Source organism: Bradyrhizobium sp. USDA 3262 (assembly GCF_054060035.1).
Window position 1 is genome coordinate 4,695,454 of record NZ_JBSSCT010000001.1, and the last position, 16,420, is coordinate 4,711,873.

At 65.9% G+C, this 16,420-nt stretch carries 13 protein-coding genes and 2 pseudogenes; 12 read left to right on the top strand and 3 right to left on the bottom strand.

The genetic code is table 11. From position 1 onward, the window contains the following. Positions 1-18: 18 nt before the first annotated feature. The 3 genes and pseudogenes from ACVWYP_RS21435 (at position 19) to ACVWYP_RS21445 (ending at position 3,717) form a co-directional block, all read left to right on the top strand. Positions 19-1,409: pseudogene (locus ACVWYP_RS21435) on the top strand (class II 3-deoxy-7-phosphoheptulonate synthase). A 54-nt stretch (positions 1,410-1,463) separates the two neighbouring features. Beyond that, complete coding sequence (locus tag ACVWYP_RS21440) at positions 1,464-1,817, top strand: diacylglycerol kinase (protein WP_028334253.1); 354 nt, start codon at positions 1,464-1,466, stop codon at positions 1,815-1,817. A 148-nt stretch (positions 1,818-1,965) separates the two neighbouring features. Further along, positions 1,966-3,717 (top strand): NAD+ synthase, encoded by a 1,752-nt coding sequence (locus ACVWYP_RS21445; RefSeq protein WP_304499710.1) that lies wholly within the window; start codon positions 1,966-1,968, stop codon positions 3,715-3,717. Between the two features lie 7 nt (positions 3,718-3,724). Here the strand turns inward: ACVWYP_RS21445 and ACVWYP_RS21450 are convergent, their stop codons facing one another. Both ACVWYP_RS21450 and ACVWYP_RS21455 read right to left on the bottom strand, forming a co-directional pair. Next, complete coding sequence (locus ACVWYP_RS21450; protein WP_439711175.1) at positions 3,725-4,894, bottom strand: DUF2865 domain-containing protein; 1,170 nt, start codon at positions 4,892-4,894, stop codon at positions 3,725-3,727. A 143-nt stretch (positions 4,895-5,037) separates the two neighbouring features. After that, positions 5,038-5,361, bottom strand: a complete 324-nt coding sequence (locus ACVWYP_RS21455) for a hypothetical protein (RefSeq protein ID WP_304500268.1) — start codon at positions 5,359-5,361, stop codon at positions 5,038-5,040. A 295-nt stretch (positions 5,362-5,656) separates the two neighbouring features. Between ACVWYP_RS21455 and cysS the strand changes: the two genes are divergently transcribed. The 4 genes from cysS (at position 5,657) to ACVWYP_RS21475 (ending at position 9,648) form a co-directional block, all read left to right on the top strand. Then, positions 5,657-7,072, top strand: a complete 1,416-nt coding sequence (cysS, locus tag ACVWYP_RS21460) for a cysteine--tRNA ligase (RefSeq protein ID WP_304499712.1) — start codon at positions 5,657-5,659, stop codon at positions 7,070-7,072. Continuing rightward, on the top strand, positions 7,069-7,575 hold the full coding sequence (locus ACVWYP_RS21465; RefSeq protein ID WP_304499713.1) for a GNAT family N-acetyltransferase: 507 nt from the start codon (positions 7,069-7,071) through the stop codon (positions 7,573-7,575). Before cysS ends, ACVWYP_RS21465 begins: the two co-directional genes overlap by 4 nt. Then, positions 7,572-9,170 carry a citramalate synthase gene (gene cimA / locus ACVWYP_RS21470; RefSeq protein ID WP_304499714.1) on the top strand — a complete coding sequence of 533 codons (1,599 nt, stop codon included), beginning with the start codon at positions 7,572-7,574 and terminating at the stop codon, positions 9,168-9,170. The genes ACVWYP_RS21465 and cimA overlap by 4 nt, the downstream gene beginning before the upstream one ends. 100 nt (positions 9,171-9,270) lie before the next feature. Beyond that, positions 9,271-9,648 (top strand): VOC family protein, encoded by a 378-nt coding sequence (locus tag ACVWYP_RS21475; RefSeq protein WP_304499715.1) that lies wholly within the window; start codon positions 9,271-9,273, stop codon positions 9,646-9,648. A 160-nt stretch (positions 9,649-9,808) separates the two neighbouring features. Here ACVWYP_RS21475 and ACVWYP_RS21480 read toward each other — a convergent pair whose 3' ends face one another. Next, complete coding sequence (locus ACVWYP_RS21480; protein ID WP_304499716.1) at positions 9,809-10,414, bottom strand: LOG family protein; 606 nt, start codon at positions 10,412-10,414, stop codon at positions 9,809-9,811. Positions 10,415-10,627: 213 nt separating this feature from the next. Here ACVWYP_RS21480 and ACVWYP_RS21485 point away from each other — a divergent pair, with 213 nt between their 5' ends. From ACVWYP_RS21485 to ACVWYP_RS21505, 5 genes and pseudogenes are all read left to right on the top strand, one after another. Continuing rightward, a complete protein-coding gene (locus ACVWYP_RS21485) occupies positions 10,628-12,616 on the top strand; it encodes an ABCB family ABC transporter ATP-binding protein/permease (protein WP_304499717.1) in 1,989 nt (662 codons plus the stop codon). Positions 12,617-12,669: 53 nt separating this feature from the next. Further along, entirely contained in the window at positions 12,670-13,368 is a 699-nt protein-coding gene (locus ACVWYP_RS21490; RefSeq protein ID WP_028344567.1) for a phosphatidylserine decarboxylase, read from the top strand. Between the two features lie 220 nt (positions 13,369-13,588). Further along, positions 13,589-14,468: pseudogene (pssA, locus tag ACVWYP_RS21495) on the top strand (CDP-diacylglycerol--serine O-phosphatidyltransferase). A gap of 106 nt (positions 14,469-14,574) precedes the next feature. Beyond that, entirely contained in the window at positions 14,575-15,411 is an 837-nt protein-coding gene (locus tag ACVWYP_RS21500) for an IS5 family transposase (RefSeq protein WP_028341158.1), read from the top strand. A gap of 260 nt (positions 15,412-15,671) precedes the next feature. Continuing rightward, positions 15,672-16,391 carry an RraA family protein gene (locus ACVWYP_RS21505; protein WP_304499719.1) on the top strand — a complete coding sequence of 240 codons (720 nt, stop codon included), beginning with the start codon at positions 15,672-15,674 and terminating at the stop codon, positions 16,389-16,391. Positions 16,392-16,420: the final 29 nt, after the last annotated feature.

Consider the following 16,420-nt stretch of genomic DNA (forward strand, 5'->3'; position numbering starts at 1 on the left):
TGCTCAGGAGTTGACCTTATGTCCGAGCGGTGGACACCCGATAGCTGGCGCGCCAAGAAGGTGCTGCAGGTGCCCGATTATCCCGATGCCAAGGCATTGGCCGATGTCGAGGCCCAGCTGGCGACCTTTCCGCCGCTGGTGTTCGCGGGCGAGGCGCGCAGCCTGAAGAAGGCGCTGGGGGGCGGGTCGCCGCCGGCGAGGCCTTCCTGCTGCAGGGCGGCGACTGCGCCGAGAGCTTTGCCGAGCACGGTGCCAACAACATCCGCGACTTCTTCCGCGTCCTGTTGCAGATGGCGGTCGTGCTGACCTATGCCGGCGCGCTGCCGGTGGTGAAGGTCGGCCGCATCGCCGGCCAGTTCGCAAAACCGCGCTCGTCGCCGACCGAGAAGCAGGGCGACGTCGAGCTGCCGAGCTATCGCGGCGACATCGTCAACGACATCGCCTTCACGCCGGAAGCGCGCATTCCCGATCCGCAGCGCCAGCTGATGGCTTATCGCCAATCCGCCGCGACGCTGAACCTGCTGCGCGCGTTTGCGACCGGCGGCTTCGCCAATCTCGGCAGCGTGCATCAGTGGATGCTCGGCTTCCTGAAGGATTCGCCGCAGTCACGCCGCTACAAGGAGCTGGCCGACCGCATCTCGGATGCGCTGAACTTCATGCGCGCCTGCGGCCTCGACCTCGAGAGCCATCCCGAGCTGCGCGCCACCGATTTCTACACCAGCCACGAGGCGCTGCTGCTCGGCTACGAGCAGGCGATGACGCGGGTCGATTCCACCACCGGCGACTGGTACGCGACCTCCGGCCACATGATCTGGATCGGCGACCGCACCCGTCAGCTCGATCACGGCCATGTCGAATATTTCCGCGGCATCAAGAATCCGATCGGCCTGAAATGCGGCCCGTCGCTGAAGCCGGACGAGCTGTTGAAGCTGATCGATATCCTCAATCCCGACGATGAGCCGGGGCGCCTGACCCTGATCAACCGGTTCGGCGCCGACAAGGTCGGCGACCATCTGCCGGGCCTGATCCGCGCCGTGCAGCGGGAAGGGCGCAAGGTGGTGTGGTCGTGCGATCCGATGCACGGCAACACCATCACCTCGACCTCGGGCTACAAGACGCGGCCGTTCGACCGCGTGCTGTCGGAGGTGAGGTCGTTCTTCCAGATCCACGCCGCCGAAGGCACCCATGCCGGCGGCGTGCACCTCGAGATGACCGGACAGGACGTCACCGAATGCATCGGCGGCGCGCGCGCCATCACCGATGAGGACCTCAACGACCGCTACCACACGGTCTGCGATCCCCGCCTCAACGCCGAACAGTCGATCGACATGGCCTTCCTGATCGCCGAGCTCCTGAAGCAGGAGCGCGCCGGCAAGGTCAAACCGATGCCGGCCGCCGCTGGGTTGTGATTTGAGGCAGTGACTTGAGACAGTGACTTGGGGCAGTGACTTGGGGACTGTGACTTGCTGAGGTTCTGGCGAGCCACCATCAACTCGCGCAACGGGCTGGCATTCGCCATTCGCTCGGAGCAGGCGATTCGCGAGGAGGTGGTGGCGTTGGCGCTGTCGCTGCCGCTGGCCTGGCTGGTCGGCGCCACCGTGATGCGCCGGGTCGAATTGGTCGCGACCGTGGTGCTGGTGCTCGTCATCGAGCTGCTCAACACCGCGATCGAGAAGCTCGCCGATCGCCTGACCATGGATCACGATCCGCAGATCGGGCGGGTCAAGGATATGGGCTCGGCCGCGGTCGGCGTCGCGCTCGTCATGGCCGGCCTGTTCTGGCTGTTCGCCCTCGCCGAACGCATGGGCGCGTTCTGATCCCGAGCAGGATCCGGAAAAGTGGGAACCGGTTTTCCGATCAGATCATGCTCAAAAGAAGCTCCCGCCGCTCATGGTGCGATTTCTGCAATCGCACCATGAGCGGAAGGTGATTGAAGTTTGCGGTTGTGCAGGACAACTTAAGCGTATGAGCGAACAACAGATCAAGATTACCCTGGCGCAACTCAATCCGACGGTCGGTGACGTCACCGGCAACGCCGCGAAGGCCCGCGCCGCGCGCGAGACGGCCAAGGCCGACGGCGCCGACCTCGTGGTGCTGTCGGAACTGTTCATCGCCGGCTATCCGCCGGAGGATCTGGTGCTCAAGCCGGCGTTCCAGTCGGCCTGCCGCGCCGCGATCGAGGAACTGGCGCGCGAGACCAGGGATGGCGGCCCGGCGATGCTGATCGGCACGCCCTGGGTCGAGGACGGCAAGCTCTACAATGCCTGCGCGCTGCTCGACGGCGGCCGCATCGCCGCGCTGCGCTTCAAGGCCAATCTGCCGAATTACGGTGTGTTCGACGAGAAGCGGCTGTTCGCGCGCGGCCCGGCGCCGGGCCCGGTGACGGTGCGCGGCGTGCGCATCGGCGTGCCGATCTGCGAGGACATCTGGCTCGAGGAGTCCGAAGAGTACGAGAACGTCGTCGAATGTCTCGCCGAGACCGGCGCCGAGATCCTGGTGGTGCCGAACGGCTCGCCCTATGCCCGCGACAAGGCCGATCTCAGGCTGTCGATCGTGGTCGCACGCGTCACCGAGAGCGGACTGCCGCTGGTCTATCTCAACGAGGTCGGCGGCCAGGACGAGCTGATCTTCGACGGCGCCTCGTTCGCGCTGAATGCCGATCTCTCCGTCGCGGCGCAGCTTCCGGCGTTCGAGGAGAACATCACTACTCTGACCTGGCGCAAGACCGCCGACGGCTGGCGCTGCAACGGGCCGATCACGGCGCAGCTCGAGGGCGACAAGGCCGACTACGCGGCCTGCGTGCTCGGCCTGCGCGACTATGTCCGCAAGAACGGTTTTCCCGGCGTGCTGCTCGGCGTCTCCGGCGGCATCGACTCGGCGCTGTGCGCGGCGATCGCGGTCGATGCGCTCGGCGCCGACAAGGTGCGCGGCGTGATGCTGCCGTTCCGCTACACCGCGCAGGTGTCACTCGACGATGCCGCCAAGCTCGCCGCGGCGCTCGGCATCCGCTACGAGATCCTGCCGATCGCCGATGCCGTGAACGGCTTCGAGACGATTCTGGCGCCGGTGTTCAAAGGGCTGGAGCGCGACATCACCGAGGAGAATTTGCAGGCGCGCGCCCGCGGCACGCTGTTGATGGCGATCTCCAACAAGACCGGCGCCATGGTGGTGACCACCGGCAACAAGTCGGAGATGTCGGTCGGCTACGCCACGCTGTATGGCGACATGAACGGCGGCTTCAATCCGATCAAGGACATCTACAAGACCGAGGTGTTCCGCCTGTCGAGCCTGCGCAATGGCTGGAAGCCGGACGGCGCGCTCGGGCCGTCAGGCGAGGTGATCCCGGTCAACATCATCATCCGGCCGCCGACCGCGGAGTTGCGCGAGAACCAGACCGACCAGGATTCGCTGCCGCCCTACGACGTGCTGGACGCGATCCTCGAGCGGCTGGTGGAGCGCGAGGAGCCGCTGGCGACCATCATCGAAGCCGGCTTCGACCGCGACGTGGTGGCCCGGGTCGATCGCCTGCTCAACATCGCCGAATACAAGCGGCGGCAGGCGGCGCCGGGGGTGAAGGTGACGCGGAAGAATTTCGGCCGCGACCGCCGCTATCCCATCACCAACCGCTTCCGCGATTTCGGCAAGGCGCTGCCGGCGCCCGACGAGACGCTGGTGGCGCGCACCTCGCGCGCGTCGGCGGAAGCGTTCGAGGGCTGAGCTCTTCTTACCGCTTCGGGATGAAGGTCGGGCCGACGGTGCGGATCTGGCCGTCGCTCGCCGGCGCGGCCGCCGGTGCCGTGGCGTCAGCGGCTGCGGGCTGCTGTTGAGCCGCGGCTGCGGGCGCGCCTTTCTTGCCGGCGGCGGCCTTGGTCTGGGCGCGCTGCTGCATCTTCCGCGCGCTCTCCTCGGTGACGATGATATCGCCCTGCTGCTCGGCGGACGCCTTGTCGTCGACCGCCTTCAGCGCCTCGGCCCAGCTCTGGCCGGCCGGTTTGCAGGAGCAGGACGGATTGAACTCGGTGCGGTACTTGAAGGCGTTCGGCAGCGACGAGTAGGACACACCGCTGATCGAGACCGCCTGGTTGATGTCCTCGCCGGGATTTCGGTAGGTGAACAGGCTGGCATCCGCGGCGGGGCACTGCGCCTTGCAGATCTGCTCGTCGGCGGCGAAGCGCGCCTGCACCGTTGCGAACGAGATCGGGAAATAGGCGCCGTCGCAGGTGCGGACGCAGACGGTGCGGAAGGTGCCGGACTGGGCGCCATACTGCGCATCGGGCGGGGGCAGCGGATTGTTGGGATTGCCGCCGCCACCGCCGCCGAACAGGTTCTCGAGGAAGTTGCCGGGGCCACGCGCGGCCGCGGCATATTGCGGACCGCAATTGTTCTGCGCCAGCGCGGTCAGGACCGAGCGGCGCTGGTTCTCGCGGTCGGCGCCGCCGAGCCCGCCGGAGCGCAGCCGCTCGAGATTGGCGGTGATCTGGTCGAGATTGGCGCGCATCTGCTGGATCTGGGTGTTGACCGGACCGCACTGCGCCGAATTGTTATTGAAGAGCGAGAAGAACCCGGAGCTGTCGCAGCCCATACGCCGCGCCTGCGCCGTCACGCGATCCAATTCGCCCTGCTGGCGGGTTGCTGCGTCCTGATAGCGGCGGATCTGCTCGTCCTTGGCCGGATCGCCGGAGCCGCCGCCGCGGTCGATCGCCGCCAGCTGGCCTTCGAGCCGGCCGCACATCGGATTGGCCTGCGGATTGGGCTGCGGCGCGGCTTGCGGAGCCGGACCGGGCGGGCCGGGCGGCACTTGCGCCAAGGCATGCGTGGCGGGCAGGGCCATGCCGGCCAGCACGGCGCACGTCAGAAACCAGCAGGAGAAGCGAGAACGGGAGCTATTGGGCATATCCGGCCATTAGAACGACGCCGCGCGGCGATCAACGCCAAAGCGCGCGGGCAAGGCCGCTGCAATAGCCGTTTCTCGGGGCAGCGTCACGTCGTTTCCGGGGCGCCGGTGTGGCAATAACCCCGCCCGACCAGCGGCTTGGCTCAACGCTGGCAGGTGATGGCGACGAATTCGCCGCAGCTGTTGCCGCCGCATTTTTCATTCGCGGCGTGCGGAACCGCGCCGGTGATCTCGTCGGGATCGACGCGGCGGTAGTTGGTGGCCTGCGCAAAATCGCGTGACCGGCAATAGGCGCGGGCGGCGGAGGCTCCGCAGCGATCGCCGCGGGCGAGGCACTGGTCGATGCCGTAGCCGTCGGCCTGGTTGGCGACGATGAAGACGCGGCTGTCGGCCAACGCGGCCGAGGAGACAAGGAGGGACGGAGCAAGGACGAGCGTGCAGGCAATCAATGCTGAAATGGGCCGCATGGTGCACCGATGACAATGGCGGGGAATCCGCATGCGTCCGGATACGCCCAAATCCTTAATAATGATTAACCATGAGGGCGTTGGCGTGATTTCGGTGCGGGGCGGGGCGGCAAACCGCCCGAAAACAGCCCCTTGACGCGATAAAGGGGCCGTGAGACATGGTGGAACCATGAACGGCCACCTCGCCATCTGCAGCATTTGCCGCGAGATTATGAGCTAGCGATTCGCTGGCTGAGGCCGTCTTTTCTCAACACATGAGAGCATTGGACCGCCCGGCCGCAAGGGAACGGTTTCCATGGATTTGCGCCTCTACGATACGCTGACCCGGGAGAAGCGGCCGTTCGTGCCGCTCGATGCCGACAACGTCCGCATGTATGCCTGCGGACCGACGGTCTATGACTTCGCTCATATCGGCAACGGCCGTGCGGCTATTGTTTTCGACGTGCTGTTTCGCCTGCTGCGCCATCGCTATGGCGCCGGCCACGTGACCTATGTCCGCAATGTCACCGACGTCGACGACAAGATCAACGTCCGCGCCGCGCGGGATTATCCCGGTGTGTCGCTGAACGAGGCGATCCGCAAGGTCACCGAGCAGACCTACCAGCAGTACCAGGACGACGTCACGGCGCTCGGCTGCTTGCCGCCGACCGTGCAGCCGCGCGCGACCGAGCATATCCCGGAGATGCGCGCGATCATCGAGAAGCTGGTCGCCGGTGGCTTTGCCTATGTCGCCGAGGATCACGTGCTGTTCTCGCCGCAGGCGATGAACGCGGCCAATTCGATGCTGCCGCGCTACGGCGCGCTGTCGAAGCGTTCGCTCGACGAGATGATCGCCGGTGCCCGCGTCGACGTCGCGCCCTACAAGCGCGACAACACCGACTTCGTGCTGTGGAAGCCGTCGAAGCCGGGCGAGCCGTCATGGCCGTCACCGGCCGGCATCAAGGTCGAGGGCCGTCCCGGCTGGCACATCGAGTGCTCGGCAATGGCCTGGAAGCATCTCGGCGAGAAGTTCGACATTCATGGCGGCGGCATCGACCTGGTGTTCCCGCACCATGAGAACGAGCTCGCCCAGACCTGCTGCGCGTTCCACTCCGACCGCATGGCCAATGTCTGGATGCATAACGGCTTCCTGCAGATCGAAAGCGAGAAGATGTCGAAGTCGCTCGGCAACTTCTTCACGATCCGTGATCTCTTGGCCGATTGGCCCGGCGAAGTGCTGCGGCTTGCCATGCTGAAGACGCATTATCGTTCGCCGCTCGACTGGACGGCCAAGGCCACCGAGGAGGCCGCGAAGACACTCGACGACTGGTACGCGGTCGCGGCCGACGCCGAGCCCGGCGCGCCGTCGCCGGCGATGGTCGAGGCGCTTTACGACGACCTCAACACGGCGCAGGCGATGGCGGTGCTGCACGGCCTGCGCAGTGCTGCGTCGAGCAGCGAACAGAGCCGCAAGGAGTTTGCCGGCTCGCTCCGGCTGCTCGGTTTCCTGTCGGAGAGCGCGGCTGCGTGGGAGGCGCGCAAGCAGCAGGCGAGCGGCGTCGATGCCGCCGCGGTGGAAGCACTGATCGCCGAGCGCACCGCGGCGCGGGCGCGCAAGGATTTCAAGGAGTCCGATCGGATCCGCGATCAGCTCGCCGCGATGGGCGTGGCGATCAAGGACGGAAAGGATGCCGAAGGAAAGCCGATCACCACCTGGGAGGTCGCGCGATGAGCCGCTCCGCGCCCGCCTTGCGCCCGTATCTGCCCGAGGACGCGCCGCTGCTGGCGGCGATCTTCGCGGCCTCGATCATGGACCTGACCGGCGACGACTACAGCGAGGCACAGCAGGAAGCCTGGGCGATGGCCGCCGACGACGAGGCAGCCTTCGGCAAGAAGCTCGCCGGGCAGCTCACGCTGATTGCGACCCTGCAGGGCGCGCCGGTTGGTTTCGCCTCGCTGAAGGGCGCCGATCTCATCGACATGCTCTATGTGCATCCGAGCGCGGTCGGGCAGGGTGTTGGCAGCGCGCTGTGCGATGCGCTGGAGAAGATCGCGAGTGCCCGCGGCACCAAGACCCTGAAGGTCGATGCCAGCGACACCGCGCTGGAATTCTTCCGTAAGCGCGGCTACGTCGCCCAACAGCGCAACTCCGTCACCATCAACGACGAGTGGCTTGCCAACACCACGATGCAGAAGCAGCTCGATGGTGTGGCTACCCCGGGAGGCCACGCGTGAGCCGCGAGCGCCTCTATCTGTTCGACACCACGCTGCGCGACGGCGCGCAAACCAATGGCGTCGACTTCACGCTGCAGGACAAGCAGGTGATATCAGGCATGCTCGACGCGCTCGGCATCGATTATATCGAGGGCGGCTATCCCGGCGCCAATCCGACCGACAGCGAGTTCTTCAGCAGGAAACCCGCCTTCGAGCACGCGCGCTTCACCGCCTTCGGCATGACGCGGCGGCCGGGCCGCTCGGCGTCGAACGATCCGGGGCTTGCCGGCATCCTCGAGGCCAAGGCGGACGCGATCTGCTTTGTTGCAAAGTCCTCGGCCTACCAGGTCCGCGTCGCGCTCGAGACCACGAATGAGGAGAACCTCGCCTCGATCCGCGACAGCGTCGCGGCCGCGAAGGCGCTCGGCCGCGAGGTGATGGTCGACTGCGAGCATTTCTTCGACGGCTACAAGGAGAACCGCGACTACGCGCTCGCCTGCGCCAGGGCCGCCTATCAGGCCGGCGCCCGCTGGGTGGTGCTGTGCGACACCAATGGCGGCACCATGCCGCATGAGATCGAGACCATCGTCGGCGACGTCGTCAAGCAGGTGCCGGGCGCCCATCTCGGCATCCACGCCCATAACGACACCGAGCAGGCGGTCGCCAATTCGCTCGCCGCGGTGCGGGCCGGCGCGCGGCAGATCCAGGGCACGCTCAACGGGCTTGGCGAGCGCTGCGGCAACGCCAATCTCTGCTCGCTGATCCCGACCTTGAAGCTGAAGCAGGAGTTTTCCGACAAGTTCGAGATCGGCGTCACCACGGAGAAGCTGGCAACGCTGGTGAAGGTGTCGCGCACGCTCGACGACATGCTGAACCGCGCGCCCAACCGGCATGCAGCCTATGTCGGCGAGAGCGCGTTCGTCACCAAGACCGGCATCCATGCTTCCGCTGTCATGAAGGATCCGCAGACCTATGAGCATGTGCTGCCGGAACTGGTCGGCAATCACCGCAAGGTGCTGGTGTCCGATCAGGCCGGCCGCTCCAACGTGATGGCCGAGCTCGACCGCGCCGGCATCGCCTATGACAAGAGCGATCCGCGGCTGACGCGGCTGGTCGAGGAGTTGAAGGAGCGCGAGGCCGCGGGCTTTGCCTATGAATCCGCCAACGCATCGTTCGATCTGCTGGCGCGCCGCACGCTCGGCAAGGTGCCGGAATATTTCAAGGTCGAGCAGTTCGACGTCAATGTCGAGCAGCGCTACAACGCCAACGGCCAGCGCGTCACGGTGGCGCTCGCGGTGGTGAAGGTCGATGTCGACGGCGAGCGGCTGATCTCGGCGGCCGAAGGCAACGGTCCGGTCAACGCGCTCGACGTCGCGCTGCGCAAGGATCTCGGCAAGTACCAGAAATATATCGATGGCCTGAAGCTGATCGACTACCGCGTGCGTATCCTCAATGGCGGCACCGAGGCGGTCACGCGCGTTTTGATCGAAAGCGAAGACGAGACCGGCGAGAGCTGGACCACGGTCGGCGTCTCGCCCAATATCATCGACGCCTCGTTCCAGGCGTTGATGGATTCGGTGTTTTACAAGCTGGTGAAGTCGGGCGCACAGGCGTGAGACTGTAGCCCGGATGAGCGAAGCGATATCCGGGGCGTCTCGATCGATTTCCCCGGATGTCGCTTCGCTCATCCGGGCTACAAGTCCGGGAGGAGGGCCCATGATCGACCACGTCTCCGTCGGTGTCCGCGATCTGGAACGGGCCGCGCGGTTCTATGAGCCGACGCTGGCCGCGCTGGGTCTTAGTCGCCTCGTCACGCGGCCGGCGACGATCGGCTTCGGCAAGGCCTATCCCGAATTCTGGATCAATCTGCGCGCCGCGATGGCGCAGGTCCCGCATGAGAGCGGCACCCACATCTGCCTGCGCGCGAAGACGACCGCTGAGGTCGATGCCTTCCACACTGCGGCGCTGGCGTCAGGCGGCCTCTCCGATGGCCCTCCGGGCCTGCGCCCGCACGACCGCGTGCGCTACTATGCGGCCTTCGTCCTCGATCCCGACGGCAACCGCATCGAGGCCGTGACTTTTCCGAGCGAGTAGTAAGGATTTCAGGCTAGCACTTATCTCGACCCGTTATCCTGAGGAGCGCGTAGCGCGTCTCGAAGGATGCGCGGCCACCAGCGGGGCCGTCGTGCTTCGAGACGGCCGCTTTGCGGCCTCCTCAGCATGACGGTGATGGAGCCGAAAGTGCGGCGAACAGTTACAGCCGCCGCGCCACTTCGGGCGCCAGCTCCTTCGCGGCCGCCGGCTTGCCGGCCACCGCCGAACGCAGCCGCGGCAAAATCTCGTCGACGCGGTCGGCCATCAGGACGTTGATCGGCAGCGTCGCGCGGATGAATTCGGTCGTGCGCATGTGGCTCAGCAGCGAGAGCAGGGGCTCCCAGAAGCCATCGATGTTGGCGAGCAGGATCGGCTTATGGTGACGGCCGAGCTGCTGCCAGGTCAGTTGCTCGACCAGCTCCTCCAGCGTGCCGATGCCGCCGGGCAGCGCGACGAATGCATCCGAGCGCTCGAACATCAGCCGCTTGCGCTCATGCATGTCGGGCGTGACGATCATCTCCTGAACCGAGGTCAGCGCGTTCTCGCGCGCGCGCAGGAATTCGGGAATGATGCCGGTGACGGAGCCGCCGTGGTCGAGTGTGGATTTCGCAACCGCGCCCATCAGGCCGATCGAGCCGCCGCCATAGACCAGGCGCACGTTGTTGTCGGCAAAGCTCTTGCCGAGTGCGATGGCAGCTTCAACGAAGCGGGGATTGTTACCGGGGCCGGAGCCGCAATAAACACAGACAGTCTTGATTTGGTTCATACGATCCTTGTGGCACTGCAGCGTAAACAGGGTCAAGACTCGCATATGGGGATTGAGGGCCAAAAAATCCCCTAAATTCCCGCGAATCGCGAACAATTTTCGTCATAAGCCTGTACGCCGCGTTCAAACGATCTATATGACGGGCACAATGGCAAATCGTGGACAAGATGTGGCGGCGGACCGCCGTGCCGCGACCGCGCGGGCGGGCGCCTGATGGTGCCGCCGCAACAGAGTGTGACCGGCGCCGCACAGCCCACGGCCACGCCGCCGGCCGCCGAGAAGGGGACGCTGCTCGGCACCCTCGTTCATCTCTGGCCCTATATCTGGCCCGGCGATCGCGCCGATTTGAAGACGCGCGTGATCTGGTCGGTGGTGTTGCTGCTGTTCGCCAAGCTCGCGACGCTCTCGGTACCGTTCACCTTCAAATGGGCGATCGATGCGCTGAACGGTACGGGATCGGCGCCGGTTGCGGCCTCGAACTGGGTGGTCTGGCTGATCGCCTCGCCGGTGTTGATGACGATCAGCTACGGCGCGGTGCGTATCATCATGGCGGTGCTGACGCAGTGGCGCGACGGCATCTTCGCCCGCGTCGCGATGCATGCGGTGCGGCGGCTCGCTTACATCACCTTCGTGCATATGCACGAGCTGTCGCTGCGCTTCCATCTCGAGCGCAAGACCGGCGGCCTGACCCGCGTCCTGGAGCGCGGCCGCTCCGGCATCGAGACCATCGTGCGGATGGTGATCCTGCAGCTGATCCCGACCATCGTCGAGGTCGCGCTGCTGGCGGCGGTGCTGCTCTGGCAGTTCGACTGGCGCTACGTGCTCGCGGTGCTGCTCACGGTCGTCGTGTTCATGTACTTCACCTACATCGCGACCGAGTGGCGGATCGAGATCCGCCGCAAGATGAACGATTCCGACACCGAGGCGAACACCAAGGCAATCGACTCGCTGCTCAACTACGAGACGGTGAAATATTTCGGCGCCGAAGAGCGCGAGGCGCGGCGCTACGACCGCTCGATGGAGCGCTACGAGCAGGCCAGCGTGAAGACCTACACCTCGCTTGCGGTGCTCAACACCGGGCAGGCGATCATCTTCACCGCGGGGCTGACCGCGACCATGCTGATGTGTGCGTTCGGCATCCGCAACGGCACCCACACCGTCGGCGATTTCGTGCTGATCAATTCGATGATGATCCAGCTCTACCAGCCGCTGAACTTCATGGGCATGGTGTATCGCGAGATCAAGCAGGCGATCATCGACATCGAGAAGATGTTCGACGTGCTGGCGCGCGATCCCGAGGTGCAGGACATTCCGGGGGCCAAGCCGCTCGCGGTGTCGTCCGGCAGCGTGCGGTTCGAGGATGTCCGCTTCGCCTACGAGGCGGACCGGCCGATCCTCAAGGGCCTGAGCTTCGAGGTGCCGGCCGGCAAGACGGTGGCGATCGTCGGTCCCTCCGGCGCCGGCAAGTCGACGATTTCGCGGCTGTTGTTCCGCCTCTACGACGTCTCGAGCGGCCGCATCCTGATCGACGGCCAGGACATCAAGACCGTGACGCAGGCCTCGCTGCGCTCGGCGATCGGCATGGTGCCGCAGGACACCGTGCTGTTCAACGACACCATCCGCTACAACATCCGCTATGGCCGCTGGGATGCCGGCGACGACGAGGTGGAGGAGGCGGCGCGCCTCGCGCAGATCGACGGCTTCATCCGGATGTCGCCGCAGGGCTATGAGACACAGGTCGGTGAGCGCGGCCTGAAACTCTCCGGCGGCGAGAAGCAGCGCGTTGCGATCGCGCGCACGGTGCTGAAGGCGCCGCCGATCCTGGTGTTGGACGAGGCGACCTCCGCGCTCGACAGCCACACCGAGCACGAGATCCAGGGCGCGCTGGAGCGGGTCTCGCGCAACCGCACCTCGCTGGTGATCGCGCACCGGCTGTCGACCATCGTCGGCGCCGACGAGATCATCGTGCTGGACCAGGGCCGGATCGCCGAGCGCGGCACCCACGCGCGGCTTTTGGCCGCCGACGGCCTCTATGCCGGCATGTGGAACCGGCAGCGCGAGGCCGAGGAGGCCCGCGAACGGCTCGCCCAGGTCGATGAGGACGGCGCCGCGCCGAATCGGCTGCCGCCGGCGGTCACTGAATCGTCGGAGGATTCCAGCCCCGACGCGGGTGAGAAACCCTTGCCGACCGCCGCGGAATAGTCGATTTAGGGCCTCTCCCGCCAAATGGGGCGGGGAAACGCAAGCGAGCTCTGATGTCGATCGCCAATTCCATCCGCGCGCAGATCCCGCCGATCCACCCGGAGGGCTATCCCTTCATTGGCGGCTTCGCTCTGGCGAGCCTGATCCTGTTCTGGATCTGGACCCCGCTGGGCTGGATCGGGACGCTGCTGACCGTCTGGTGCGCGCTGTTCTTCCGCGATCCGGTCCGGGTGACGCCGCTGCGCGACGGCATCGTGGTGTCGCCGGCCGACGGCCGCGTCTCGATGGTGGTGCAGGCGCTGCCGCCGGCCGAGCTAGGGCTCGGCGACAAGCCGCTGCCGCGGGTCTCGGTGTTCATGAGCGTGTTCAACTGCCATGTGAACCGCAGCCCGGTGGTCGGCCGCATCGACCGCATCGCCTACCGGCCCGGCGCCTTCATCAACGCCGAGCTCGACAAGGCGAGCGAGGACAATGAGCGCAATTCGCTCGTCATCTCGACCTCGAACGGGCGCATCGGCGTGGTCCAGATCGCGGGCCTCGTGGCACGGCGCATCGTCTGCTTCGTCAAGGAGGGCCAGTCGATCGGCGCCGGCGAGCGCTTCGGCCTGATCCGCTTCGGCTCGCGGCTCGACGTCTATCTGCCAGAGGGCACCAAGGCGCTGGTCTCCGAGGGGCAGACCGCGGTCGCCGGCGAGACGATTCTGGCGGATTTCCGGGGCGCCGATCCGGGCCGGACTTACCGCGCCGATTGATTGCTCGCACATCTAGCCCCTCATCCTGAGGAGCCGCAAAGCGGGCGTCTCGAAGGATGCAGGCCACCGAGAGGGGCCTCATGGTTCAAGACGCGTGTTCCGCGCTCCTCACCATGAGGGGGTACGCCTGGATCAGGCAATTAACTCTGTTTCTCCGGCCCGATCGGCCGGTTCCCGCACCGATGGCGGAGCGGGGCAGCGCTTGCTATATTGCAAAACCATGACGCCATTCGATCCGAATTCCACCGAGTATCGCCGCCGCCGGTTCCGCCCGATCCCGGTGCGGATGCTGGTGCCGAACATGATCACGCTGCTGGCGATCTGCGCCGGCCTCACTGCGATCCGGCTGTCGACCGAAGGGCGGATGGAGCTAGCGGTCGCCGCCATCGTGTTCGCCGCGATCCTCGACGGCATCGACGGCCGCGTCGCCCGCATGATCAAGGGCCAGTCGAAATTCGGCGCCGAACTCGACAGCCTCGCCGACTTCGTCAATTTCGGCGTCGCGCCGGGCCTGATCCTGTATTTCTGGCAGCTGCATGAATTGAACAATGGCGGCTGGATCGCCGCGATGGTGTTCGCGATCTCGGGCGGCCTGCGGCTTGCGCGCTTCAATGCCTCGATCGACGATCCGAACAAGCCGGCCTTCGCCGCCAACTATTTCACCGGCGTGCCGGCGCCGGCCGGTGCGATCACCGTGCTGCTGCCGATCTATCTCGCCTTCCTCGGCGTGCCGATGCCGCCGGCGACGTTGACGGCGTTCTATACGCTCTTGATTGCCTTCCTGATGGTGTCGCGGCTGCCGGTGTTCTCCCGGCAAGACCGTGAAGATGCGCGTGCCGCCGGAAATGGTGCTGCCGGTGTTCGTTGCCGTGGTGTTCTTCGTCGCGCTGCTGATCGGCTATCCCTGGCACATCCTGTCGGCGGGCTCGGTTGCCTATTTGATCAGCCTGCCCTGGGGCTGGAAGTCCTATCGCGACCAGGAGCGCCAGCTTGCCGCGCAGACGCAAGCTGCGGGCGCGCCGGCGCCGGCCGCTGCTGCTCCCTATGCGGCGCCGGTCGCGGAGAGCGATCGCGACGATCGTCCGACGCATCTGCATTGATGCCTCTCTATGATCCGTCATCCTGAGAGCCTGACTGAAAAATGGGGTGAGTGATCTCAGTGGGGTGTGATTCCATCGGATTTGCAAAGATTCGAGGGAGAGCACGATGCCCTGGACTGAGATCACTCGGGAGCAATATCGGCGGGACGATCTGCGTTATGCAAGCGATATGACCGATGCGGAGTGGGCGCTGATCAGACGCCTGTTGCCGCGAGCGAACCGGCGCGGCCGGCCGCGTAAGACGGAGCTGCGTCGTGTGGTCGAAGCGATTCTCTATATCGTTTCGACCGGCTGCCAGTGGCGGGCGCTGCCGCGGGAGTTCCCGCCCTACTCGACGGTGCAGGGCTATTTTTATAGATGGCGGGATACAGGCCGGTGGCAAAGGATTGTCAGCGTCCTTGTCCGACGGGCGCGAAAAAAGCTTGGACGCGCACCGAAGCCGACGGCAGCCGTGATCGACAGTCAAAGTGCGCCGACCACGCAAGCTGGCGGACCGCGCGGCTACGATGCAGGCAAGCGCATCTACGGCCGCAAGCGGCATATTGTGACGGATACCAATGGCCTCCTCCTCGGGGTTCATGTTCATCCGGCCAACGTTCAGGACTGCCATGGCGCCGTACCGCTGCTGAAGAACGTGCGGATGAACTTCCCCCGGCTGCGCCACGTCTTTGCCGACCGGATCTACCGCGGAAATCAACTCCTCGACGCGCTCTCAGACTGCGGTCCATGGACTGTCGAGATCGTCGAGCGGCCCCAAGGCGTCAAAGGCTTCCAGCTTCTGCCGAGGCGGTGGGTGGTCGAACGCACATTCGCTTGGTTCGGCAGATGCCGCCGCCTCGCCAAGGACTTCGAGGCGACGGTGGCAACCGAAGCTGCCTGGCTGCTGATTGCACACATGAGGCTCCTGACCCGCAGACTTGCCGCTGCCCGCAAGGATGGGTGACTTATGAGTCAGACTCTGAGGAGCGCGGAGCGCGTCTCGAAGGATGCACGGCCACCAGCGGGGCCGTCGACCCTTCGAGACGGCCGCTTGCGCGGCCTCCTCCAGCGACAACGGCTTCGCCGTTGCGCGGGGGTGACGGTGATAGGGTGGTTTCATTCCTGCAAATATCAGCCATGAGCGTGCCTCGGTTGGGTTCGCCTGCGATCTCGGCTATAGGCTGAGACGGCCCAGCGAACGCCAAAAATCAGGAGAGAAACGCCGTGACGACATCCGCTTCCGCCCCGCTTCCTGCTTCCGTCCTTGAAGCGTTGGCGCGCTACGACACGCCGACGATCTGCAACGCGATGGAGATCGTCGCGCCGGAGCGCCGTCTGATCGGCTACACCGTGAAGCCGCTGGTCTGCCCGTTCCCGACGCTGCCGCCGATGGTCGGCTACGCCCGCACCACGACGATCCGCTCGGTGCTGAAATCCGGCCTCTCGGCCGAGGAGCAGTCGAAGCGCCGCATCGAATATTACGAATATGTCGGCACCGGCTTCGGCCCGCGCATCTCTGTCATCCAGGACATCGACGGTCCCGACGTCGGCTACGGCGCATTCTGGGGCGAGGTGCAGAGCAATGTGCACAAGGCGCTCGGCTGCCTCGGCGTCATCACCGACGGCTCGATCCGCGACATCCCGCAATGGGCGCCGGGCTTCCAGGCGCTGGCCGGCTCGATCGGCCCGTCGCACGCCTGGGTGCATGCGGAGAGCTTCGGCGGCGAGGTCCGCGTCGCCGGCATGACGGTGCGATCCGACGACCTGATCCACGCCGACAGCCACGGCGCGATCGTGATCCCCTACGAGGTCGCGGCGCAGCTGCCCGAGGCCGCCGAACTCTGCGGCCGCCGCGAGACCCCGATCCTGGACATCGCGCGTTCCAGGGATTTCTCGCTCGAGAAGCTGAAGGACGCGCTGAAGCGTTCGGCGGAAATCCACTGAGCGCGCGTTGTCGATTTGCGGAACGGCGG